At 66.8% G+C, this 21,128-nt stretch carries 16 protein-coding genes; 10 read left to right on the top strand and 6 right to left on the bottom strand.

Annotated elements, in window-relative coordinates:
* Window positions 1-213: 213 nt before the first annotated feature.
* The 4 genes from TX79_RS09330 to TX79_RS09345 all read left to right on the top strand — a co-directional run bounded on the left by TX79_RS09330 (window position 214) and on the right by TX79_RS09345 (window position 7,863).
* Entirely contained in the window at window positions 214-1,698 is a 1,485-nt protein-coding gene (locus tag TX79_RS09330) for a sodium:solute symporter family protein (protein ID WP_049927178.1), read from the top strand.
* A gap of 505 nt (window positions 1,699-2,203) precedes the next feature.
* Entirely contained in the window at window positions 2,204-4,420 is a 2,217-nt protein-coding gene (locus tag TX79_RS09335; RefSeq protein ID WP_230198588.1) for a catalase, read from the top strand.
* A 177-nt stretch (window positions 4,421-4,597) separates the two neighbouring features.
* The gene (locus TX79_RS09340; protein ID WP_049927179.1) at window positions 4,598-6,622 is read left to right on the top strand and encodes a glycoside hydrolase family 15 protein; all 2,025 of its coding nucleotides are present in this window, start codon (window positions 4,598-4,600) and stop codon (window positions 6,620-6,622) included.
* Between the two features lie 86 nt (window positions 6,623-6,708).
* The gene (locus TX79_RS09345; protein WP_049927180.1) at window positions 6,709-7,863 is read left to right on the top strand and encodes a dihydropteroate synthase; all 1,155 of its coding nucleotides are present in this window, start codon (window positions 6,709-6,711) and stop codon (window positions 7,861-7,863) included.
* A 71-nt stretch (window positions 7,864-7,934) separates the two neighbouring features.
* Here the strand turns inward: TX79_RS09345 and TX79_RS09350 are convergent, their stop codons facing one another.
* Window positions 7,935-8,717 (bottom strand): hypothetical protein, encoded by a 783-nt coding sequence (locus tag TX79_RS09350; protein WP_049927181.1) that lies wholly within the window; start codon window positions 8,715-8,717, stop codon window positions 7,935-7,937.
* A gap of 107 nt (window positions 8,718-8,824) precedes the next feature.
* Between TX79_RS09350 and TX79_RS09355 the strand changes: the two genes are divergently transcribed.
* Together TX79_RS09355 and TX79_RS09360 are read left to right on the top strand one after the other, a co-directional pair.
* Window positions 8,825-10,309 (top strand): alpha,alpha-trehalose-phosphate synthase (UDP-forming), encoded by a 1,485-nt coding sequence (locus tag TX79_RS09355; protein ID WP_049927182.1) that lies wholly within the window; start codon window positions 8,825-8,827, stop codon window positions 10,307-10,309.
* Window positions 10,310-10,453: 144 nt separating this feature from the next.
* The gene (locus tag TX79_RS09360; RefSeq protein WP_049927183.1) at window positions 10,454-12,358 is read left to right on the top strand and encodes a DHH family phosphoesterase; all 1,905 of its coding nucleotides are present in this window, start codon (window positions 10,454-10,456) and stop codon (window positions 12,356-12,358) included.
* A 149-nt stretch (window positions 12,359-12,507) separates the two neighbouring features.
* Here the strand turns inward: TX79_RS09360 and TX79_RS20000 are convergent, their stop codons facing one another.
* Window positions 12,508-12,636, bottom strand: coding sequence for a hypothetical protein (locus tag TX79_RS20000; RefSeq protein ID WP_268257983.1), 129 nt, complete (start codon window positions 12,634-12,636; stop codon window positions 12,508-12,510).
* Window positions 12,637-12,808: 172 nt separating this feature from the next.
* Window positions 12,809-13,132 (bottom strand): hypothetical protein, encoded by a 324-nt coding sequence (locus tag TX79_RS09365; RefSeq protein WP_049927184.1) that lies wholly within the window; start codon window positions 13,130-13,132, stop codon window positions 12,809-12,811.
* Window positions 13,133-13,740: 608 nt separating this feature from the next.
* Here TX79_RS09365 and TX79_RS09370 point away from each other — a divergent pair.
* Entirely contained in the window at window positions 13,741-15,039 is a 1,299-nt protein-coding gene (locus TX79_RS09370; RefSeq protein ID WP_049927185.1) for an MFS transporter, read from the top strand.
* 68 nt (window positions 15,040-15,107) lie between these two features.
* Here the strand turns inward: TX79_RS09370 and TX79_RS09375 are convergent, their stop codons facing one another.
* From TX79_RS09375 to TX79_RS09385, 3 genes are all read right to left on the bottom strand, one after another.
* Window positions 15,108-15,857 (bottom strand): tRNA-dihydrouridine synthase, encoded by a 750-nt coding sequence (locus TX79_RS09375; RefSeq protein ID WP_049927186.1) that lies wholly within the window; start codon window positions 15,855-15,857, stop codon window positions 15,108-15,110.
* A 1-nt stretch (window position 15,858) separates the two neighbouring features.
* Window positions 15,859-16,851, bottom strand: coding sequence for a 2-phospho-L-lactate transferase (gene cofD / locus TX79_RS09380; RefSeq protein ID WP_049927187.1), 993 nt, complete (start codon window positions 16,849-16,851; stop codon window positions 15,859-15,861).
* A 145-nt stretch (window positions 16,852-16,996) separates the two neighbouring features.
* Window positions 16,997-18,547 carry a hypothetical protein gene (locus TX79_RS09385; protein ID WP_049927188.1) on the bottom strand — a complete coding sequence of 517 codons (1,551 nt, stop codon included), beginning with the start codon at window positions 18,545-18,547 and terminating at the stop codon, window positions 16,997-16,999.
* A 114-nt stretch (window positions 18,548-18,661) separates the two neighbouring features.
* Here TX79_RS09385 and ligA point away from each other — a divergent pair, with 114 nt between their 5' ends.
* Genes ligA through TX79_RS09400 form a run of 3 tightly spaced genes read left to right on the top strand, consistent with a single transcriptional unit; the run spans window position 18,662 to window position 21,092 of the window.
* A complete protein-coding gene (gene ligA, locus TX79_RS09390) occupies window positions 18,662-20,440 on the top strand; it encodes an ATP-dependent DNA ligase LigA (protein WP_049927189.1) in 1,779 nt (592 codons plus the stop codon).
* A 47-nt stretch (window positions 20,441-20,487) separates the two neighbouring features.
* A complete protein-coding gene (locus tag TX79_RS09395; RefSeq protein ID WP_049927190.1) occupies window positions 20,488-20,712 on the top strand; it encodes an antitoxin VapB family protein in 225 nt (74 codons plus the stop codon).
* The gene (locus TX79_RS09400; RefSeq protein ID WP_049927191.1) at window positions 20,709-21,092 is read left to right on the top strand and encodes a type II toxin-antitoxin system VapC family toxin; all 384 of its coding nucleotides are present in this window, start codon (window positions 20,709-20,711) and stop codon (window positions 21,090-21,092) included. Before TX79_RS09395 ends, TX79_RS09400 begins: the two co-directional genes overlap by 4 nt.
* Window positions 21,093-21,128: the final 36 nt, after the last annotated feature.

The raw sequence follows: 21,128 nt of genomic DNA on the forward strand, positions 1-21,128 counted from the left end.
TGAGCCCGCTCGAGTGATCGACGTGGGGTTTCAGCATCCGGTTCGCCGCGGCAAACCGCGACCGTCTCCGTGACGATCCCGCCGCGACAGACCGATCCGCCCCCTTTATGCTGCATTTGCGAGCAAGGAATGGAGATAATCACGCCTTTGGGAAACACTCGCATATGGTACACGGTGACGGGTTCTCGAGCGAAACTGCGGGGTGGTACCGTGGTGGGTGATTCGCTCGCCGATCCGGTCGTGGTGACGATGATCGCGTATTTCGCGCTGACGCTGGCAGTCGGCCTCTGGTACGGTCGCGGGGCGGGCGAGGGGTACGTGGAGTTTACGCTCGCCGGTCGGAACCTGAGCCTGCCGGTCTACCTGATGACCTACTTCGCGACGTTCACGGGCGGCGGGCTCACGATGGGGATCGCCCAGCAGGCGTTCGTCGAAGGGATCAGCGCCCAGTGGTACGCGATGACCCAGGGGCTGGCCTGGATGACGATGACGCTGTTCATCGGCTTCATCTACTCGTTCGAAGTCGTCAGCGTCCCCGAGTTGCTCGGCCGGGTGTACGGCGACTACACGAAGTACTTCGCCGGGCTGTTCACCGTCGCCGGCCAGGTCGCGCTCACGGCCGGACAGACGATCGGTATGGCCTCGGTCCTGTCGGTCGTCACCGGGATCGACCTCAACACCGCCTTCTGGGTGAGCGTCGCCGTCTTCGTCGGTCTCACCGCCTACGGCGGGATGAACACGGTCGCCTACACCGACACGCTCCACGGCGTCGTCATCATCGTCGGCATGATCGTCGCCATCCCGCTGGCCGTCTCGAGCGTCGGCGGCGTCGGGGCGATCACGGCCGACGTACCGACCGGCCACACGAACTGGCTCGGCGTCGGAATCGTCCAGATCGGCACCTGGTACCTGATGTACGTCACGGTCGCTGGCGCGCAACAGCAGATGCTCCAGCGCACGTGGTCCGCCCGGAGCCGCAAGGTCGCGATGTTCGGCACCTTCCTCGCGGGGACGATCATCGTCGGCTACGGGATCCTCACCGCGGCGGCCGGAATGATCGCCAACGCGCAGGGGGCCGAGATCGAGTCCTCGATGGCCTTCGCCTGGACGATCACCAACACGCTTCCCGACGCCTTCGCCGGATTGCTGCTGGCCGCAGCCGTCTCCTCCGTCATTACGGGTGCGGACTCGTTCCTGCTCGCCGGCGCGACGAGTTTCATCAACGACCTCTATATCCCGCTTCGGGGCGGGCGCGATACCCTCACGGACGCCCACCTCGTCCTCACGACCCGACTCACGATCGTCGGGTTCGGCGTGGGTGCGGCGCTGATCGCGTTCAGCGGCATCGAGATCATCGTCATCAACACGCTCGGCATGGGTATCATGTCCGTGCTCTTCGCCGGCTTGGTGATGATGCTCTGGGACGGTACCGTCCGCGAGGCGGGACTTCCGGGCTTCGTCGCCGGGGGGCTCGTCTTCGTGATCTGGGAGTTCGGCCTCGGCTCCCCCGAGTTCTTCGGGGAGGGGCAAGTCGAACCCGCGGTCCCCGCGACCCTCGCGGCAATCGTAACGATCTGGGCCATCAGCGTCACCTACGACGGTGAACGGTTCGACAACGACGAGATTCGCGACCACGCGAGCCGCGACATGGACCGGCTGACCGCCGGCGACGTGACCGACGTCGCGGACGACGACTGATGCGCGGCAGTCTCCGGCGGGGTCCCCGAGCGCCGCCGTTTCGACCCGAAACCGGAGAACTCTCCGGGAACTAACCTCCGCCGACCGCTTGCAGGTGTCGGGATGATCCTTACGCCGCTCATGCTGGACGGTGGAGTAAACCGGTCGCGTGACGGCGACGGCTCTCGAGCCGCGACGCGTCCGACGGGTCCCCGGAGCGATACCGACGACGCGTCCGACCTCCGCCGCGGATCGATCCAGCGTGGTCGGCCGTCGATCGATTTTCGAGGCCCCGATCGGAACGTGGCGGCCGCTCGAGGACCGAACGGTGGGCCGGCCGGTTCGACGCACAGTCTCGGCGCGGGTCGTCGGGCTGTGCGCCGTTCGTGAATCCGACCCGGTACGAATAATGGCACACGACGACTCCACATCCGACGGACGAACCGACGAACGATCGACGGGTGACGAGTCCGGTACAACCGACGATCGGTCCAGCAACGAGGGCGACGACGGGACCGCACGAGAGATGACCGACGGGAGCGGCACGGACGAATCGCGGTCCGACTCCGATCCCGGGCAGACCGGCACGAGCGACACCCACGAGGACGGGATGGACGAGAACAGCAAACAGGAGCAACTCGACGAAGTGCGGGAAACTCCGGACGGGGAGACGCTGACGACCGACCACGGCGTCGAGGTCAGCGATACGGACAACTCCCTGAAGGCCGGCGAGCGCGGGCCGACGATCATGGAGGACTTCCACTTCCGGGAGAAGATGACGCAGTTCGATCACGAGTCGATCCCGGAACGGGTGGTCCACGCCCGCGGCACGGGCGTCCACGGCTACTTCCAGCCCTACGAGGATCCCGATCTCGGCGAGTACGACGACCTCGAAGAACTGACGAAGGCGAACGTGCTGACCGATCCCGACCAGAAGACGCCGGTCTTCGTCCGCTTCTCTACGGTCGTCGGCTCACGCGGCTCGCCCGACACCGTTCGCGACGTTCGGGGCTTCGCGACGAAGTTCTACACTACCGAGGGCAACTGGGACCTCGTCGGGAACAACATCCCGGTCTTCTTCATCCAGGACGCGATGGAGTTCCCGGACCTGGTCCACGCGATCAAACCCGAACCCGACGACGGGACGCCCCAGGCGTCGGCTGCTCACGACACCTTCTGGGACTTCGCCTCCCTCAAGCCGGAGATCACGCACATGATCATGTGGGTCCTCTCGGGTCGCGCGCTCCCGCGCGCGTATCGGATGATGCAGGGCTTCGGCGTCCACACCTTCCGGCTGGTCAACGAGGACGGCGACTCGACGTTCGTCAAGTTCCACTGGACGCCGAAGTACGACACCAGCCAACTCGTCTGGGACGAGACCCAGAAGATCGCCGGCAAGAACCCCGACTTCAACCGGATGGACCTCTACGACGTTCTCGAGGAAGGGTACGAACCCGAGTTCGAACTGGGCGTCCAGATCTTCGACGAAGAACAGGCCGAAGCGTTCGACTTCGACGTCCTCGACCCGACCAAGATCGTTCCCGAATCGGAGGTCCCCGTGCGGCCGATCGGGAAGATGACCCTGAACGAGACGCCGGACAACTTCTTCGCGGAAGTCGAACAGGTCGCGTTCCACCCCGGCAACGTCGTCCCCGGCATCGACTTCTCGAACGACCCGCTCCTGCAGGGCCGGCTGTTCTCCTACCAGGACACCCAGCTCAACCGGTTCAACAGCGCCAACTGGGACGAGATCCCGATCAACCGGCCGGTCGCCGAACGGCACAACAACCAGCGCGCCGGCTTCATGCGCCAGGAGATCAACGAGGGGAAAGTCTCGTACAAGCCCAACTCGATCGGCGACGACGATCCGCAGGAAGCCCCCGCAGAAGAAGGGGGCTACGACCACTACGCCGAGAAGATCGACGGCGAGAAGATCCGCAACCGCTCGGAGAGCTTCCAGAACCACTTCGATCAGGCGCGGCTGTTCTGGAACAGCATGACCGAACCCGAGAAGGGGAACATCGTCGACGCCGCCCACTTCGAACTCGGGAAGGTCGACCGCACGGAGATCCGCGAGCGAATGGTCTACGACCTGTTCAACAACGTCGACCACGAGTTCGCCAAACGAGTGGCGGAGGGGATCGGCGTCGAACCGCCCGAGGAACCGGGCGACGAGATGCCGACCCACGACCGCGAGGACTCGCGGCTGAGCATCGAGCAACGACGAGACGCAGACTCCATCGAGACTCGCAAGATCGCCGTCCTCGTCGACGACGGCTACGACGGCGACCACCTCGAGACGATCCAGTCGACGCTACAGGACGAGGGCGCGCGCGTCAAGCTCGTCTCGAAGGTGCTGGGCGACAAGGAGGCCGAAAACGGTTCCACGGTCGCGGCCGACAAGAGCCACGTTACGACCGAATCGGTGCTGTTCGACGCCGTCTACGTCCCCGGCGGCGACCACGTAGACGCCCTCCTCGAGCAGGGCACCGCCAGGCACTTCGTCGCCGAGACGTTCAAACACAAGAAGCCGATCGCCGCGGTCGGCGACGGTACCGAGTTGCTCGAGGCAGTCGAACTGCCGGGCGTCGACGTGGCGAACGAGCGGGAGGGCGTCGTCTCGGACCAAGGCGTCGTGATGGATCCCGACGGGGAGGACCTCGAGTCGGCCGCCGAGGCGTTCGTCGACGCCATCGCCCGGCACCGCCACTGGGAGCGCGATCCGACGGAGGTGCCGGCGTAGCCGCTCGCCTCGAAGCAGTCCGCTCGGTCTCCGGAGCCCGACCAGGACGCGCTCGAGGCCGTCCATTGCCGCGGGTACGCTTTTCCCGGGCCGTGTGGAACGACTCCCAGTGTCGATTCGTGCGCGTAGTCCGCGATCGGTATCGATCGACGACGGGCGTCCCGTCTCCGAGCAACGATGACGGCTGAGAACGTCCTCCCCATCGACGACTACGGTCTCATCGGCAACGACGACCGCGCCGCGCTCGTCGGGCGCAACGGGTCGATCGACTGGTGCTGTTTCCCCCACCTCGAGTCCGCGAGCGTGTTCGCCGCGATCCTCGACCCCGACCGCGGCGGCCGGTTCGCCGTCACCCCCGCCGGCGAGTTCGAGGCGAGCCACGCCTACGTCGACGGGACCAACGTCCTCGAGACGACGTTCGAGACCGGCGACGGGACGGCCACCGTGACCGACTTCATGCCCGTCCGCGAGAGTGAACCGCCCGACGAGCGCTTCCAGCAGGCGATCTACCGGAAGATCGACGGGCAATCGGGGAGCGTCGACCTCGACGTTCACCTCCAGCCCCGGTTCGACTACGCGCGAGCGGTCACGAAACTCGAGCGCACCGACGATGGGGACGTCCTCGCCTCCGAGGCCGAGGTGGACGCGACGACCGACTCGAGCCTCGACGGTGCGCGGCCGGACGTCGACCGAGAATCCGACGGCGGATCGGGGGACCGCGAGCGATCTGCTCGCGGAGCCGACGGGCGATCGGACGACGAGCGCGGGCGTCTCTACCTCCACGCCGCGGACGCGGTCGACCTCGAGGTCGATTCCGAGGACGCCGTCGCGACGGGCTCCGTCACCGTGGACGGGGGCGAGGTCGTCTGGCTCTGTCTGCAGTACGGCGCGCCCGACTACCGGTCGGCCGACGAGTACGAGCGGATCCTCGAGGGAACGATCGACTACTGGTGCGACTGGCTCGAGGCCTGCGAGGCGTCCGGTCCCGGGCTGCTGGCGTTCGACTCGGCCTGGCGGGACGTCCTCGTCCGATCCGGGCTCGTCCTCAAACTACTGATCCACGAGGAGACGGGGGCGATACCGGCCGCGCCGACGACCTCCCTGCCCGAGGAGATCGGCGGCGGACTCAACTGGGACTACCGGTACAACTGGATCCGGGACGCGAAGTTCACCGTCCAGGCGCTCCACAGCGTCGGCCAGTCGACCGAAGCCGACCGCTACTTCGAGTGGTTCCGCGAGATCGGCCACGAGAAGCCCGCGGAGATCCAGCCACTCTACGGCCTCCACGGCGAGACCGACCCCGGAGAAGACGTTCTCGAGCACTTCGCGGGCTATCGGGGTTCGACGCCGGTCAGGGTCGGGAACGCCGCGGCTGACCAGGAACAACTCGACATCTACGGGACGATGATCCAGGGCATCTACGAGACGATCCGGTACGAGGACGGCCTCTCGGACCAGGACTGGGAGTCGATCCGTGCGTTGGCCGACTACGTCTGCGAGCACTGGGACGAGCGCGACCGGAGCATCTGGGAGTTCCGGGACCTCGAGGAACACTTCGTCCACTCGAAACTGCTGTGCTGGGTCGCGCTCGACCGGGCGATCCGGCTGGCCGACGAGTACGACCGCGAGGGGCCGCTCGAGCGCTGGGATCGCGACCGGGACGCGATCCGCGAGGCGATCGAAACCCGGGGCTACGACGCGGATCTGGGCAGTTTCGTCCAGTTCTTTGGCGCTGGCGACGCGCTGGACGCGACGGCCCTGCTGATCCCGCTGTACGACTTCCTCCCGCCGGAGGACGAGCGCGTCCAGGAGACGATCGAGACGATCCAGTCGGAGCTGGCGACCGACGACGGCCTCGTCTTCCGCTTCGCCAACAGCCCAGCGAGGCCCCGCGAACCCGGCGGCTTCGTCCTCTGTTCGTGCTGGCTGGTCGACGCGCTCGCCCTCTCGGGACGGGTCGAGGAGGCGACCGACCTCTTCGAGCGACTCCTCGAGCACTGCTCGGACCTCGGACTCCTCTCCGAGATGATCCGCGCCGACGACGGCACGTACCTCGGGAACTTCCCGCAGGCGTTCAGTCACATCGGCCTGATCAACAGCGCCATCTACCTCGCCAGCGCCCGCGAAGAAGACGAGGGGTTCCCGCCGGAGGCGCTCTCGAGCGGGCAAGCCTCGCCGCTGTTCAGACGCCACGGCCCCTAACGGACCTACCGTTGCCGATCTCGAGGGCTCGCGGCGTCGCCTGCCCGCTTCAACGGATATATCTCCATCAGGTCGAACAGGGAACTATGCAAACGGTCGAGATCGGCGATCTATCGATCGGCGACGGCCATCCGCCGAAGATTATGAGCGTCCTGAACATGAGCGACAACTCGGGGTACAAACCGAGCGTCGAGACCCGAGCCGAGCGGGCGGCGGCGATGGTCGACGAGGAACTCGTGCCCGCGGGTGCGGACATCATCGACGTCGGCCTCCAGTCGGCCAACCCGAAGTACGAGACCAAACCACCCGAGTATGAACTCGAACGCCTCGAGGAGGCCGCGAACGTGCTCGAGCACGTCGAGAGCGACGTCGTCTTCTCGCTCGAGACCCGCTACGCCGAAGTCGCGGAGGCGGGCATCCAGGCGGGCTTCGATATCATCAACGACGTCTGTGGCTTCGCGGACCCGGAGATGAAGCCCACCGTCGAGGCCTACGACGTCCCGGTCATCAAGATGGCCAGCCCGCCGGACCTCGAGAACCCGGGCGCGCTGAAGACTATCGACGACGTCTTCGAGGCACTGAGCCGTGACGGCTTCACCGACCGGACGATCATCGACCCGGCGTTCGGCGGCTGGTACGACGGCAAGACCTTCGAGGACAACTGGGAGATGTTCCGCCGGCTCTCGGAGTTCCGCGCCTTCGGCCGACCGATCCTGACCGCCACGAACCGCGAGGACTTCCTCGGCGACCTCGCCGACCAGCCCGAAACCGAGAACCAGCTGGCGGTGAGCCTCGCGGCCGCGACGCTCGAGGTCGACCGCGGCGCACACGTCATCCGCACCCACGACACCCGCGAGACCTACGACGTCGTCCAGGTCGCACACGCCCTCTCCGAGGAGCGCAGCGTCCGCTCCGACGGGGTGACGGTCGCCGAGTACCCCGACGCCTCCCGGCGCGAACTCGAGCGCTACCGGACCCTCAGCGAGCGAACGGTCGGCGACGCGGACCTGGGATCGGCGACCTCGTTCGTCGTCTCCGACCTCCCGAGCGAGGACGTCGACGTCCTCCTGAACGCCGCCGAGGTCACGGACGTCGCCGCCGGGGCGACCGACGGACGCGTCTATCTCTCCGGGACCCGCACCGCGTTCGTCGACTTCTTCGACCGGCTGCCGACGAACACGGACGCACTCGAGACGGTCGCTACGAGTCTTCGCGAATCGCTCGCTCGAGCGGACGAGTAACGGTTTCGACGACTCGTACTCGTGAGCCGTCGATCCGACTCGAGTAACTGCGGTCGGTCGTCTGCGCGACGTCAGTCGGCGGCGATCGAGGGTCGAACGAGGCGCAACGAGCCGTCGATGTCCCGCTTCTCACCGCGGCTTCGCAGACGGTCCACCTCGCGGATCACGGCCTCGCCGTCGACGTGGTCGGGAACGCCCATCGGAGACGGCACGTCGTCGAACTCGCAGTAATCGAGCGTGTACAGATCGCCGTTCCACCGACAGAGGTTCGACGGATCGGCCAGTTCGTCCCCTCGGAGGTCGGGGACGGCCTCGGTGACCGCGGTTCGGATGGCCCGCCGCTGCTCGTTCGTGATGTCGGATCCCTCGAGGGGAGTGGCCCGCGGGTAGACGGCGAACCCACCCCGGGGATCGCAGTACGACGACGGGAGGACGGGTGCGTCCGCGGCGGCGGTCGAGACTCGCGCTTCGACGAGGTTGTTCGTCCGTCCCGCGCCGTAGGTTTCGCCCATACCGCAACGACCGATCTTCACCACCAGCGGCTCGTCCCCCGTCAGCCGCGGGGGTACCCCACACGCGATCCGGCTGGCACCGACGCCCAGCATCTCGAAGCCGTCCTCGAGTAGCGGCTCGAGCGCCGCCCGTTCCGCGGGGAGCAACTCCGTGAACCCCTCGAAGGAGCCGCCGCTCAGGGCGGGCCAGCAGTAGTAGTCGTCGTCCGGGACGAAGTAGTAGGTGTCCGCGACGTAGCCGTCGAATCGCGACCGCAAGAACTCCCGGCGAGCGTCGTACACCCGGTCCGCGACCGACCGGAGCGTCTGCAACCGATCGCGGAGCCCGTCTGGGAGGCGCATTCGAGTAGGCCGTCTCGAGCCCAGCGAACTAACCCTTTCGCTGGCTCCGCCGCGTCGGTGCGCGGGTGACGACAGATTTAATCCCGCGTTGGCCAAGGTCCGGGTAGATGGACGACCTCACGGCTGGGGCGGACGAGACGGCCGACGGGGCGCTTACGATCGTCTCCAATCGTCAGCCGTACGGCCACCAGTACACGACGGCGGGCATCGAACCCGTCCGGTCGCACGGCGGCGTCATCACTGCGCTCAACGCGGTGTTGCAGTCGGCCGGCGGCGAGTGGGTCGCCTGGGGCAGCGAGTCGGCCGACTTCGATCCGGCCGTCGTCTCTGCGGACGGCGAACTCGAGGTCCCCCCGGCGGACCCCAGCTACACGCTCAAGCGGGTCGCGCTCGAACCCGACCAGGTCGACGACTACTACTACGGCTACAGCAACCAGGTGCTGTGGCCGCTGTTTCACGCCCACCTCGAACGGATCGACGTCCAGCCCTCGTTCTGGGACGGCTACCGCGAGGTGAACGAGCGGTTCGCCGACGTGCTCGCAGACCGCGACGCGTCGACGGTCTGGTTCCACGACTACCACCTCTTTCTCGCGCCGCGATACCTCCGGAACCGGCTCGAGGGTGACGTCCGAACGGCCCACTTCGTCCACATCCCCTGGCCACCGGCCGAACTGTTCGAGATCTGTCCACAGGGGAAGCAGTTGCTCGAAGGGATACTCGCTAACGATCACGTCGGTTTTCACATCGAACGCTATCGGCAGAACTTCCTCGAGAGCGTCGCCGAAACGCTTCCCGGGGCCGACGTGGATCGCTCGAGCGGCGTCGTCGAGTTCGATGACGGCGACGGGTCGGACGACGGGCGAACGGCGACGTTCGTTCAGCCGGTCGGGATCGATCCGGACGCGGTCGCCGCTCGAGCCGACTCCGCGTGCGCAGACGGCCGCTGGGAGGCGATCGCCAACGCCCACGAACTCCCCGAAGACGTCCCGGTGGCGGTCGGCGTCGACCGACTCGACTACACGAAGGGGATCGACAAGCGCCTCGACGCGCTCGAGTACGTCTGGGAGCGGTATCCCGACGCCCGGGGAACGTTCGCTTACCTGCAGAAAGGCGTCGAGTCCCGGACCCGCATCCCCGCCTACCGGCGGTATCGCAACCGGATCCGCGAGCGGGTCCACGAGATCAACGAGCGGTTCGGGACGAACGAGTGGCGGCCGATCACGTACGTCGAATCCGATCTGCCCTACGAGAGCGTACTCGCGCTCTATCGCGACGCCGACGCCGCAATCGTCAGTTCGACGAAAGACGGGTTCAACCTCGTCGCCCAGGAGTTCGTCGCCGCCTCCCGTGGGACCGGCGGCGCGCTCGTCCTGAGCGAGTTCGCCGGCGTCGCCGACGCCTTCGAGGACGAGGCGCTCACCGTCAACCCCTTCGACGTCGAAGCCCTCGGCGAGGCCATCCTCGAGGCCGTCTCCATGCCGAACGACGAGCAGGAACGACGGACGGCGAACCTACGAGCCAGGGTCGAGGCCGCGACCGTCGACGACTGGTGTGCGACGAACCTCGAGCGACTGTTCGCCGACACCGAGTGATCGGTCCCGACTGCCGTCACCGACGAGTACGTGTAGATGGTTCTGCAACCGGCGACGAGTCGCGTATCAGCCGTGATCGCTTCCCTGCGCTCCAAACCCTTCTTGGCAAGGGTTATACGCGCCCGTCCCAAACGCTGGTGCACGATGACACGTGAGTCTGCCGGAGATACCGGCACCGACGACGGGGATTCCGTCGTCTACGATCTCGATTCCGATTGTACCGCCGACGATCTCGAACGAGGGACACCGTATCTCGCCGAAATCAACGGCATCGTCGACTACGGCGTGTTCGTCGATCTCTCCGACTCCGTCTCCGGACTCGTCCACGAATCCGTTCTCGAGGGGACCTTCGCCGTCGGCGACGAACTCGTCGTCGAACTCGAGAGCGTCCGCGACAACGGCGACATGGCGTTCGAACCCGTCGACGTCGACGACTACACCGTCGAATCCGTCTCCCACGACTACTCTCTGACCGGCACGGATCGCCTCGAGGCCAACCTCGGCGACCAGATCCACCTCGAGGGTGAGGTCGTTCAGGTCAAACAGACCGGCGGCCCGACGATCTTCCACGTGGCCGACGAGGACGGCGTCGTCCCCTGTGCCGCGTTCGAGGAGGCCGGCGTCCGCGCCTACCCGCAGGTCGAGGTCGGCGACGTCGTCCGCGTCACCGGCACGCCGGAACACCGCGAGGAATCGGTCCAGGTCGAGGTCGACGGCCTCTCGACGCTCGAGGGCGAGGACGCCGAGGCCGCCCGCGAGCGTCTCGAGGAAGCGATCGAGACCCGTTCGGAACCCCTCGACGTGGAGCCGCTGATCGACTGGCCCGCCTTCGAGAAGCTTCGCCCGAACCTCCGCGAGGTCGCGCAACTGCTCCGGCGGACCGTCCTCGAGGGGCGGCCGATCCGGATCCGCCACCACGCCGACGGCGACGGGATGTGTGCGGCCGTCCCCGTCCAGATCGCCCTCGAGCGGTTCATCGGCGAGGTCCACGAGGATCCCGAGGCCCCGCGACACCTCATCAAGCGGCTGCCCGCGAAGGCACCGTTCTACGAGATGGAAGACGCCACGCGTGACCTCAACTTCGCGCTCGAGGACCGCGAGAAACACGGCCAGCAGTTGCCCCTGTTGCTCATGCTCGACAACGGCTCGACGGCCGAGGACGTCCCTGCCTACGAGACGCTGGCCCACTACGACATCCCGATCGCGGTCGTCGACCACCACCACCCCGATCCCGACGCCGTCGAGGAACTGCTCGACGCCCACGTCAATCCGTATCTGCACGACGAGGACTACCGGATCACGACGGGGATGCTCTGCGTCGAACTCGCGCGGATGATCGACCCGGATCTCGGCGAGGAACTGCGACACGTCCCCGCCGTCGCCGGCCTCTCGGACCGATCGAAGGCCGACGCCATGGAAGATTACCTCGCGCTGGCCGCCGAGGAGGGCTACGACGAGGATCGACTCCAGGACCTCAGCGAGGCGCTGGACTACGCCGCCTTCTGGCTGCGGTACAACTCCGGCGACCAGCTCGTCCAGGATCTGCTCCAGATCGACTCCGACGACGAACAGCGTCACCGCGAACTCGTCGACTTCTTCGCCGACCGCGCCCGCGAGGAGGTCGACGAGCAACTCGAGGCGGCGATGCCCCACTTGGAGCACGAGAACCTCGACAACGGCGCGCACCTCTACCGCATCGACGTCGAGAACTTCGCCCACCGATTCACGTACCCCGCGCCGGGCAAGACCACCGGCGAGATCCACGACCGGAAGATCGAGGAGACCGGCGATCCCGTCATCACCGTAGGCTACGGCCCCGACTTCGCCGTCCTTCGTTCCGACGGGGTCCGCCTGGACATCCCGCAGATGGTCTCGGAACTCGAGGAGGAGGTCCCCGGCGGCGGCGTCTCCGGCGGCGGTCACCTCGTCGTCGGCTCGATCAAGTTCGTCAAGGGCAAGCGCGAAGAAGTGATCGACGCACTCGTCGAAAAGATGGAAGACGCCGAGATCGACGAGGCGCTCTCGAGCGCCGCGCCGATCGACGACTGACGGCCGACCCCATGACCTGACCGTTCGACGACCCGCTGCCGTCGACGCGATCCGCCCGGGTCTCGACGACCCGCTGGATCGATATTTTAAATCAGAGTATAAATAGTCGAAAACGATCGTTCATTCGCCGGTTCGTCTACGATGTCCCCTCAGTCGGCACCGTGGCGCGGCGTGTAGCCGCACTCAGTGCACTCGAGGGAGTCGTACGGCGCGTGTAGCTCGCCACCGCACTCCTGACAGCGGTATCCGGTTTCGGTCGTGGACTGACTGATTGCCATGTGCGTACTGGCGAGATGCACGATAATAAGCTCGCCTATTACCAGGATTCGATTGTATATATGCGGTTAAATCGATATGGCAGAATCGATCGTTAAGGACCGTCTATAAGGGATAGGGCGACCCCAGATGGGAGCAGGACACGACCCCCAGCGAACCGAACGATCTGGCCCCTCAGAACTGGTAGCGGCGCTCGTCGTCCATGCTCGGGTACTGGTCCGCGCCGGTCATCTCGTCGAAGGTCATCCCCGAGAGGTACTCGTCGTAAGTGACGTCGTACCCCGAGCGCAGGTGGAAATCCAGGTTCCCGCGGTCGACGGTGCTCTGGAAGAGCATGTGGATCGCCCGCCGGACGAGTTCGTCGGTGTCCTCGGGGTCGAGCGCGGTCTCGAGCAGGGCGAGTTCGTTGCGCGTCTCCCGGTCGAGCGAGACGGTCAGTTCGTCGCCGAAGCCGGCGTAGGACTGTTCGACGTCCTCGGTGAGGTCCTCGAGGCTCATAGCCGAGTGCAGGCGAGCGCGGTGGTTAGGCCTTTCGTGGTCGGTTCGTTGCACGCAACCGAGGTTCGACGGCAAGATCGTCGCGAGGAATTCGGCGCGCAATCCGTCGACGACTCGCCGTTCACCTGAGTTTCGTCCGAGGCTACCGCCGTGGGATCGACTCGCGGGAGCACGCTCGTGCGCTCTCGTCCGTACTCCCGGAGCATCGAACCCTCACGGACCCACTCGAGCACGGTCGGACGCGGGTCGAACCCCGTCTCTCGCGAGCTACTGTCACACCTCCGTTACGTTTATCTCGTCGTACTGCGACGGTGAACTGTACCATCGTATGATCCGTCGGCTCGCGTGCCGCTCGGTGTACGATCCGCTCTCGCCCCCGGCCGCGTGACGGACCGGATAGCTGCAGCATTCTCAGTTCGTTCGTTTCGCTACGGTCCGTAGCCGCAGTGCTCTCAGCACACACGCACGCACATGCCGACATCCACCGAGTCGCCGGCACCGAGCCGGGACTCACTCGAGCACGTATCGTTCCGTAATCGACAGCCGGATCCGTCGAGGCCCCTGGGGGACGTACCGGTCGAATCGACGGTTCGACGGGGTGGGCAGTGATGGCCACCCTGCGCACCAGCAGCGAGGGGGCCTCGCTGTGGCACAATCGCTCGTTCCGGCTGTTCTTCACCGGCCAGTTCGTGACGAACGCCGGAGATAGCCTCTACACCGTCGCGGTCCTCTGGATCGCGCACGAACTCAGCGGCTCGACGGTCGTCACGGGCGCTCTCAACGCCGTCTTGCTGCTCCCCTGGCTGTTACAGATCTTCGCCGGCCCGCTGGTCGATCGGTACCGGATCGAACCGCTACTGATCGGCTCCCAGTTAGTACAGGGGGTCGTCGTCCTCGCCTTACCGTTCGCCGCCGTGACGGATCGGCTGAGCGTCGGCGTCCTGTTTACCGTCGTTCCGGTGCTGACGATGGCCCAGACCGTCATGTCCCCGATGCGAGCGGCGGTTCTCCCCAGGATCGTCGACGAGAACCGACTCTCGAGGGCGAACTCCGCGCTGGCAACGATCACCCTGGGACTGGACATGGTGTTCGACGCGCTGGGAGGGGTCTTCATCGCCGTCTTCGGCGCGACAGCCCTCTTCCTGTTCGATTCGGTCACCTTCGCGGTCGCCGCCGCCCTCTTCGCCGGGATCGCGATTCCGACCGCGGACACCTCGGAACCCACCCCCGAGACGAGCAACGGGTCGGTGATCGGTTCCTACGTCGCCGACCTGCGGGCGGGCGTCGACGTCCTCCGCGGGACGGTCTTCGTCGAACTGGTAGCGATGACGGCTATCGTCAACTTCGCGACGGGCGTCACGCTGGCAATCCTCCCGTCGTTCGGCGGTGAACTCGCCGGAGCCGCCGCTTACGGGTTGTTACTCGGGGCACTCGGTATCGGTCGGCTCGTCGGCTCCCTCGCCGCACCGTCCTTCGAAGGCGTCGGGTTCGGTCGCATCACGTTCGGGAGCTACGCGCTCACCGCGGGCGTCTGGCTCGCGGCCGTACTCGCCCCGTCGACGCCGCTCACGGTCGTCTGCTTCGGGCTCGCGTGGATCCCCATCGGGGTCACCAGCGTCCTCACGGCGACGCTGAACCAGACCGTCTTCGCCACGGACGTTCTCGGGCGGATCTCCACGATCAAGGGGACTGCCTCGGGTGCCACCCTCCCGATCGGCTCGCTGCTCGGCGGTGGGATCGCCGAAGTAGTGGGGACGACGACCACCATGGCGCTCGCTGCACTCGGCTTCGGAGTCGCAGGAGCCTACGTTCTGTCTCGATCCCACCTCCGACGGCTGCCAGCGGTCGGGAACGCAGATCCGGCCGCGTTCGGCGTTTCGGATCGGTCGAATCACTCCTCGGAGTAACGGACAGCGACGCTTCTCCCACCGAACCACCCGTTTTTACGAACTGAAAACTCGCCTCGGCTACAACGTCACCCGACCGCCTCGACGGACAGGTGCCGGTCGACTGCCTCACGCACCCGCTCGAGGACGGCCGGATCGTCGCTCGGACGACCGACGCTGACGGCGTCGGCACCGTAGTCGACGTACTCGCGAACGGTCTCGTCGTCCCGGACGCCGTTGTTGGCCACGACGAACAGGTCCGTCGCGTCCGCGACGTCCCGGATCACCGACTCGGAGTCCATCGCGTCCACGTGGACGAAGGACGCTCCCGCGTCCTCGAGCGCGCGAGCGGTCACCACGAGGTCGACGTCGGGGACCTCCGCGCGAACCTTGACGCCGACGGTCGCGCCGGTGGCGACCGTTCGCTCGACGTACGTTTGGAGGCGCTCGGTGGCCGCCAGGAGCGTCTCCCCGCAGCCGGCGGCACAGAGTTCGTCCTGGCGACAGTGGGCGTTGATCTCGAGAAGCGCATTTCGGTCGCGACAGACGCTCGCCGCCTCGACCAGCGGACCGGGCGTCGCGCTGCGAACGTTGAACGCCGGCTGGATCGGGACCGACTCGAGGGCGGCGAGCTGGCGATCGACGAACGCGAGCGGATCGGGCGGCAGGAACTCGGTGCGGTCGCGGTCGGCGACCATCTCCCGTGCGGCCGCTCTCGACGCGTCGTCGACCGCGATGCCGCCGAGGAACGCGGCCCCGGCGTAGTCGGCTCCCGCGCTCGCCCAGTCGGCGTCCGCCTCGCCGCTCAGGCTGGCCAGCGCGAGCCGTGGCGCGAACATCTCAGCCCGCGCGCTCGAGCGCGTCCTCGATCGCCTCGACGACGCGGCGGGCGTCCTCGGGCGACGTGATCTCGATGTCGGTGCGGATCGTCGGCCGGTCGAACTGGGTGTCGTCGCTCTCGTCGATGACGAACGCGTCGGCGAACGGGTAGGCGGTCGCCAGCCCGGCAGTACTGGGCGTCGCGTTGACCGCCTGCATCAGTTCGCCGGCGGGGCCGGAGAACGCCTCGTCGCCGAGAAACGGCGAGACGGCGACGACGGTCGTCTGAGCGAGCGCGTCGGCGACGCCCGGCAACGCGAGCATCGGTCCGATACTCGTCACCGGGTTCGACGGCCCGATGACGACCGGGTCCTCGAGCGCCTCGAGGACGCCCGGTGCGGGTTCGGCGCTCGAGGAGCCGCGGAACTCGACGTTCTCGACGGTCGGTTCGCCGTCGCGGCCGACCCAGTACTCCTGGAAGTGCATCATCCCCTCGTCGGTGTGGACGAGGCTCGCGACCGGATCGTCGCTCATCGGCAGGAGGTCGACGGAGAGTCCGAACGCAGTTGCGAGCCGTTCGGTGACCTCGCTCAGGGTGTAGCCCTGATCGAGCAGGCTCGTCCGCGTGATGTGGACGGCCCGATCCCGGTCGCCGATCGTCATGAACTCGCCGGCACCGGAAAACCGTCGCCAGTTCGCGATCTCTCGCCCGGCGGTCTGGCGCTCCTCCGAGAGGTACTGTGGCTCGGTGGGTAGATCCGCCGCGGAGGCCAGATCCATCAGCGCTGCGTTCGTCCGATGCGTATCGCCCTCGATGCCCCACCACGTCTCCCGGTCGAGTACACCGCCGCCCTGAAACAGCAACGTGTCGACGTCCGGCGAGACGAACAGCCCGCCGAGTTCGACGTCATCGCCCGTGTTGGCGACGATCGTAGTCTCCTCCGGCGAGAACGCGGTGCCGGCACCGTCGAGCAGTTTGGGGGTTCCGGTGCCACCGGAGAGGAAGGTAACCATACCCAACAGTGGCGGACCCGGGTACTTAATCACTATCGCTTGGTAGGCGGCGAACGAGGGCGATCGTGTCGCTTCACGAACGTTTGCGGGATCGAACGGCCACCGTCGTGATCGGTAGCTGACGATTGTTCGACCCTGCTCGCGGTCAGTCGCCCACCCAGTCGGCGAAACTCCCCTCGAGCAGCGTCTCGCGCTGGCGGGCCACGTACTCCCGTTGCATCGCCTCGAGCGCCGCTTCGACGGACGCGCCGCCCTCGAGTTCCGCCCGGACCCGGTCGTGTTTCCAGCGGGCCGGCGTCGTCCGCTGTCTGACGCGGCGACGGAGGGGATAGAGGTACTTCGCGGCCTCCTCGTCGCTCAGGCCCCGGTTGACCAGACCGTCTTCGGCGTGGGCGAGCAGGTCGTCGTACAGCGCCAGCGAGTCGGTCGTCTCCTTGCCGTCGTTCGTGATCCAGTGTAAATCGGCCTCGAGGCCGTCCTCCATCGCGGCGTAGAAGTTCTCGCGGGCGCGCGCCCAGTCGAGTTCGAGGACGGGATGTTCGAGCCGGGTGAAACTCTCGAGCACGCCAGCAAACGCCGCGAGGAAGGCCACGGAGTCGCGGACGGTCGGCTGGGCCGGGATCGGTCGAAACTCGATGCGGGCGTTGGCTGCCGACCGGGTCGGGCCGCCGAAGACCGGCCGCACCCACCGCCAGTAGGTGCCGTGTTTCTGCCGGAAGTACGGGAACTCGTCGTCGAACCGCTCGCCCGGTTCGATCGGCATCGGGACGATGGTGTCGTCGGCCACGACGCGGTCGATCGCCTCCTCGACGCTCTCGAGGTCGCGCGGGAACCGCACTTTCCCCTCCCCCGTGGTGGGATCGTTCAACACGGTCTCGAAGACGCTGATCCGGTGTTCCATCCAGGCGTCCTCGAGGATTCGCTCGGGCGGGACGTCGTCGTAGAGGTCGGCGGGGAAAAACGGCGAGTTGACGCCGAGCGCGAGCAGCGGGCCGGCCGCGCGGAGCGCGTAGTTGAAGTACAGCGGGAGGTCGATGGCGTGTGGCACCTGGTAGTGGGGCTGGATGGACGTGATCAGGCTCTCGGGCATCACCGTATCGGCCTCCAACGAGACGTTCGGCGCGCCGACGAACATCCCCGCGGCGTCGGCCTGATCGGTGTTGGCCATCGCGTGATAGCGCGCGGAGTCGCTCATGTTGGTCGCGATCCGGATCGAGCGCTCGTTGCCCGACTCGTCGACCGCAGTTCGCTCGACGCTGTCCGTGAGGTAGGTGGCGGCGTCTTCCCCCTCCGGCGGGAGCGTCCAGAGGCCGTCGCTGACCAGTCGCATCCCCTCGGTCTCGGTGACGGTCAGCGCCGTCTCGAGGCGGGCCTTGATCTCCGATTCCTGGGCGCGCAAGCCGTGGGCGTTCAGCGGCTGGGGGCTCGTCGTCATCTCGGCGTTGTGCAGGCCGAGTTCCTTCTCGAAGCCGATCAACTCGAGGAGGCGACGGGGAACCCGCCGCAGCGACGCGTCGTCGTCTTTGACCGCGTAGAACTCGTACTCGAAGCCGACGATCGCCTGGGGGTTGTCGAAGACGCCCTCCTCCACGCCCTCCGTAATCACCGCCGCATCTTCCTCCGCCCGCTGGCGGAACGTCGCGGCGTCGACGGAGAGGACGTCGGCGACCCGGGCGGCGAGTTCCTCCTCTGGCATAGTCGGCCCTTGCGGGAGCGACCGACTTGAATGCACGTCCATCGGTCGCGATCCGTCACCGACCCGCACGGCGTCTCAGAACCGTTTTACTCCCCACGTGAGTACACCAGCCCGATGGAGTTCGCCACGTTCGCCGATCGCGCCGGAACGATCGAAGCCGAGCCAGCCGACCTCGAGATCGTCGACCACGTCCGGGCACTGCTCGAGGAGGCGGGCAGCGCAGGCGAGAGCGAGTCCCCGAAGACTGCGAGGGAGCCGGCGACCATCGAGATCGTCGCGCGATTCGTCCAGGGGAGAGTGGTCCCGGCCTGGGACTCGACGAAACTCGACATCGGCCCGTCGACCTGTTACGAGGCCATCGCCCGCGCGGCGGGGACGAACGTCGACGCCGACGACGTCGAGGAACGCCTCGCGGACCTCGGCGAGATCGGCGACGTGGCCGCGAGCTACGACTTCGGCGGGCAGGCGGGTCTCGGCGCGTTCGCCGGAGGAAGCGGCGCGGGTGCTGACGGGGAAGACCTCACCGTTCGCGAGGTCTACGAGACGCTCGAGGACGTCGCCGCCGCCGAGGGATCGGGCAGTCAGGACCGGAAGATCGACCTGCTCTTCGGGCTGTTCAACCGCTGCTCGAGCGAGGAGGCCCGCTACCTCGCCCGGCTGGTCCTCTCAGAGATGCGCATCGGCGTCGGCGAGGGGACCGTCCGCGACGCGATTTCCGAGGCCTTCGACGTGCCCGAGGAGCGCGTCGAGCGCGCGCTGCAGGTGTCCAACGACTACGGGCAGGTCGCCCGCGTCGCCCGCGACGAGGGCCTCGAGGGGCTCGACGCGATGGACCTCGAGGTCGGCCGCCCCGTTCAGGCGATGCTCGCACAGGCCGGGACGGTGACGGACGCGCTCGGGGAGTGGGACGAGGCCGCCGTCGAGTGGAAGTACGACGGCGCGCGCATCCAGTTGCACTACCATCCCGCCGCAGGACCCGAGAACGGGGGCGGGGACGCCGAGACCAGCGTCTTCTCGAGAAACATGGAGGAGGTCACCGACGCCCTTCCGGAGATCGTCGAGTTCGCCGAGGAGACGCTCGAGGGGCCGGCGATTCTGGACGGCGAGGTCGTCGCCATCGACGAGGACGGCGATCCGCTCCCGTTCCAGGAGGTGCTCAAACGGTTCCGGCGCAAACACGACGTCGCGAAGGCCCGCGAGGACGTGGCCGTGCGCCCGGTCTTCTTCGACTGCCTCCACGCCGACGGCGAGGACCTGCTCGAGGAGCCGCTGACGGCGCGCCACGAGCGGCTCGAAGAGGTTCTCACCCCGCCGTCCGCCGACGGAGACGTCGATCCCGAGGACGTCGACGGACTCTCGCTACTGTGGCTCACCGACGACCCCGAGGAGATCGAGTCGATCGACGCCGACGCCCTCGAGTCCGGCCACGAGGGGATCATGCTCAAGAACCCCGACTCGACGTACTCGCCGGGGCGGCGCGGGAAACACTGGCGCAAGCGCAAACCCGACGTGGAGACGCTGGACTGCGTGGTCACCGGCGCGGAGTGGGGCGAGGGCCGGCGGGCGACGTTCCTCGGCACGTTCGAACTCTCGGTACGGGACGAGTCCACCGGCGAGTTGGAAACCGTGGGCAAGGTCGCGACCGGAATCACCGACGAGAAACTGGAAGAACTGACCGAGTTGTTGGAGTCACACATCGCCGCCGAGGAGGGCCAGGCGGTGGACCTCGAGCCGGCGGTCGTCTTCGAGGTCGGCTACGAGGAGATCCAGACCTCGCCGACCTACTCCGCGGGCTACGCGCTGCGGTTCCCGCGATTCCTCGGCGTTCGATCCGACAAGAACCCCGAGGACGCGGACACGCTCGAGCGGCTGGAATCGCTTCGGAGCGAGTAATCGTCGCCGAAGAAGACATAAGTGGGTATACGTCCAGACGTACGTGTATGGGGACGAAAAGTCTCACCATCACGGAGGAAGCCTACGAGCGGCTGAAAGCACACAAGCGAGAGGACGAGAGTTTCACCGACACGATTCTTCGGCTCACTGGTGACGAGCACGACCCGCTGAAGGGATTCGGCACGATGGAAGACGTGGACGGATTTCGGGACGCCGTCGAAGCGACCCGTGACGAACTCGACGACGATCTCCGGACGCGAGCAGATCGATGATCGCCTTCGACACTACGTTTCTTCTGGACTATCTCGACGGAGTCGAAGCCACTGCGGAGTATCTCGAAGCACACGAAGGGAAACCGTTCTGCGTACCGACGCTGGCACTCTTCGAAGTGTATCGTGGTGCAGCCCGCGCCGACGGTCGAGACGGCGTCGAACGCGTTGCAACCGGCCTGGACTGGGCCGACCCGCTTCCGATGACCGAACCGGCCGTTCGGGAAGCCGCGCTCGTCGAAGCGGAACTCCTCGACGCCGGAGAGTCGATCAATCTCGGCGAGACGCTCATCGCTGGAATCTGTCGCCACAACGGTGCCCGACTCGTTACGCGAGACAGCGACTTCGAGCGCGTTCCGGAAGTAGCGGTCGACTCGTACTAGTTGCCGCTCGGGTGAGCGTTCGAACGACCCCGCCGG

Origin of the sequence: Halopiger goleimassiliensis (assembly GCF_000455345.1) — an archaeon.
Taxonomy (GTDB): domain Archaea; phylum Halobacteriota; class Halobacteria; order Halobacteriales; family Natrialbaceae; genus Halopiger_A; species Halopiger_A goleimassiliensis.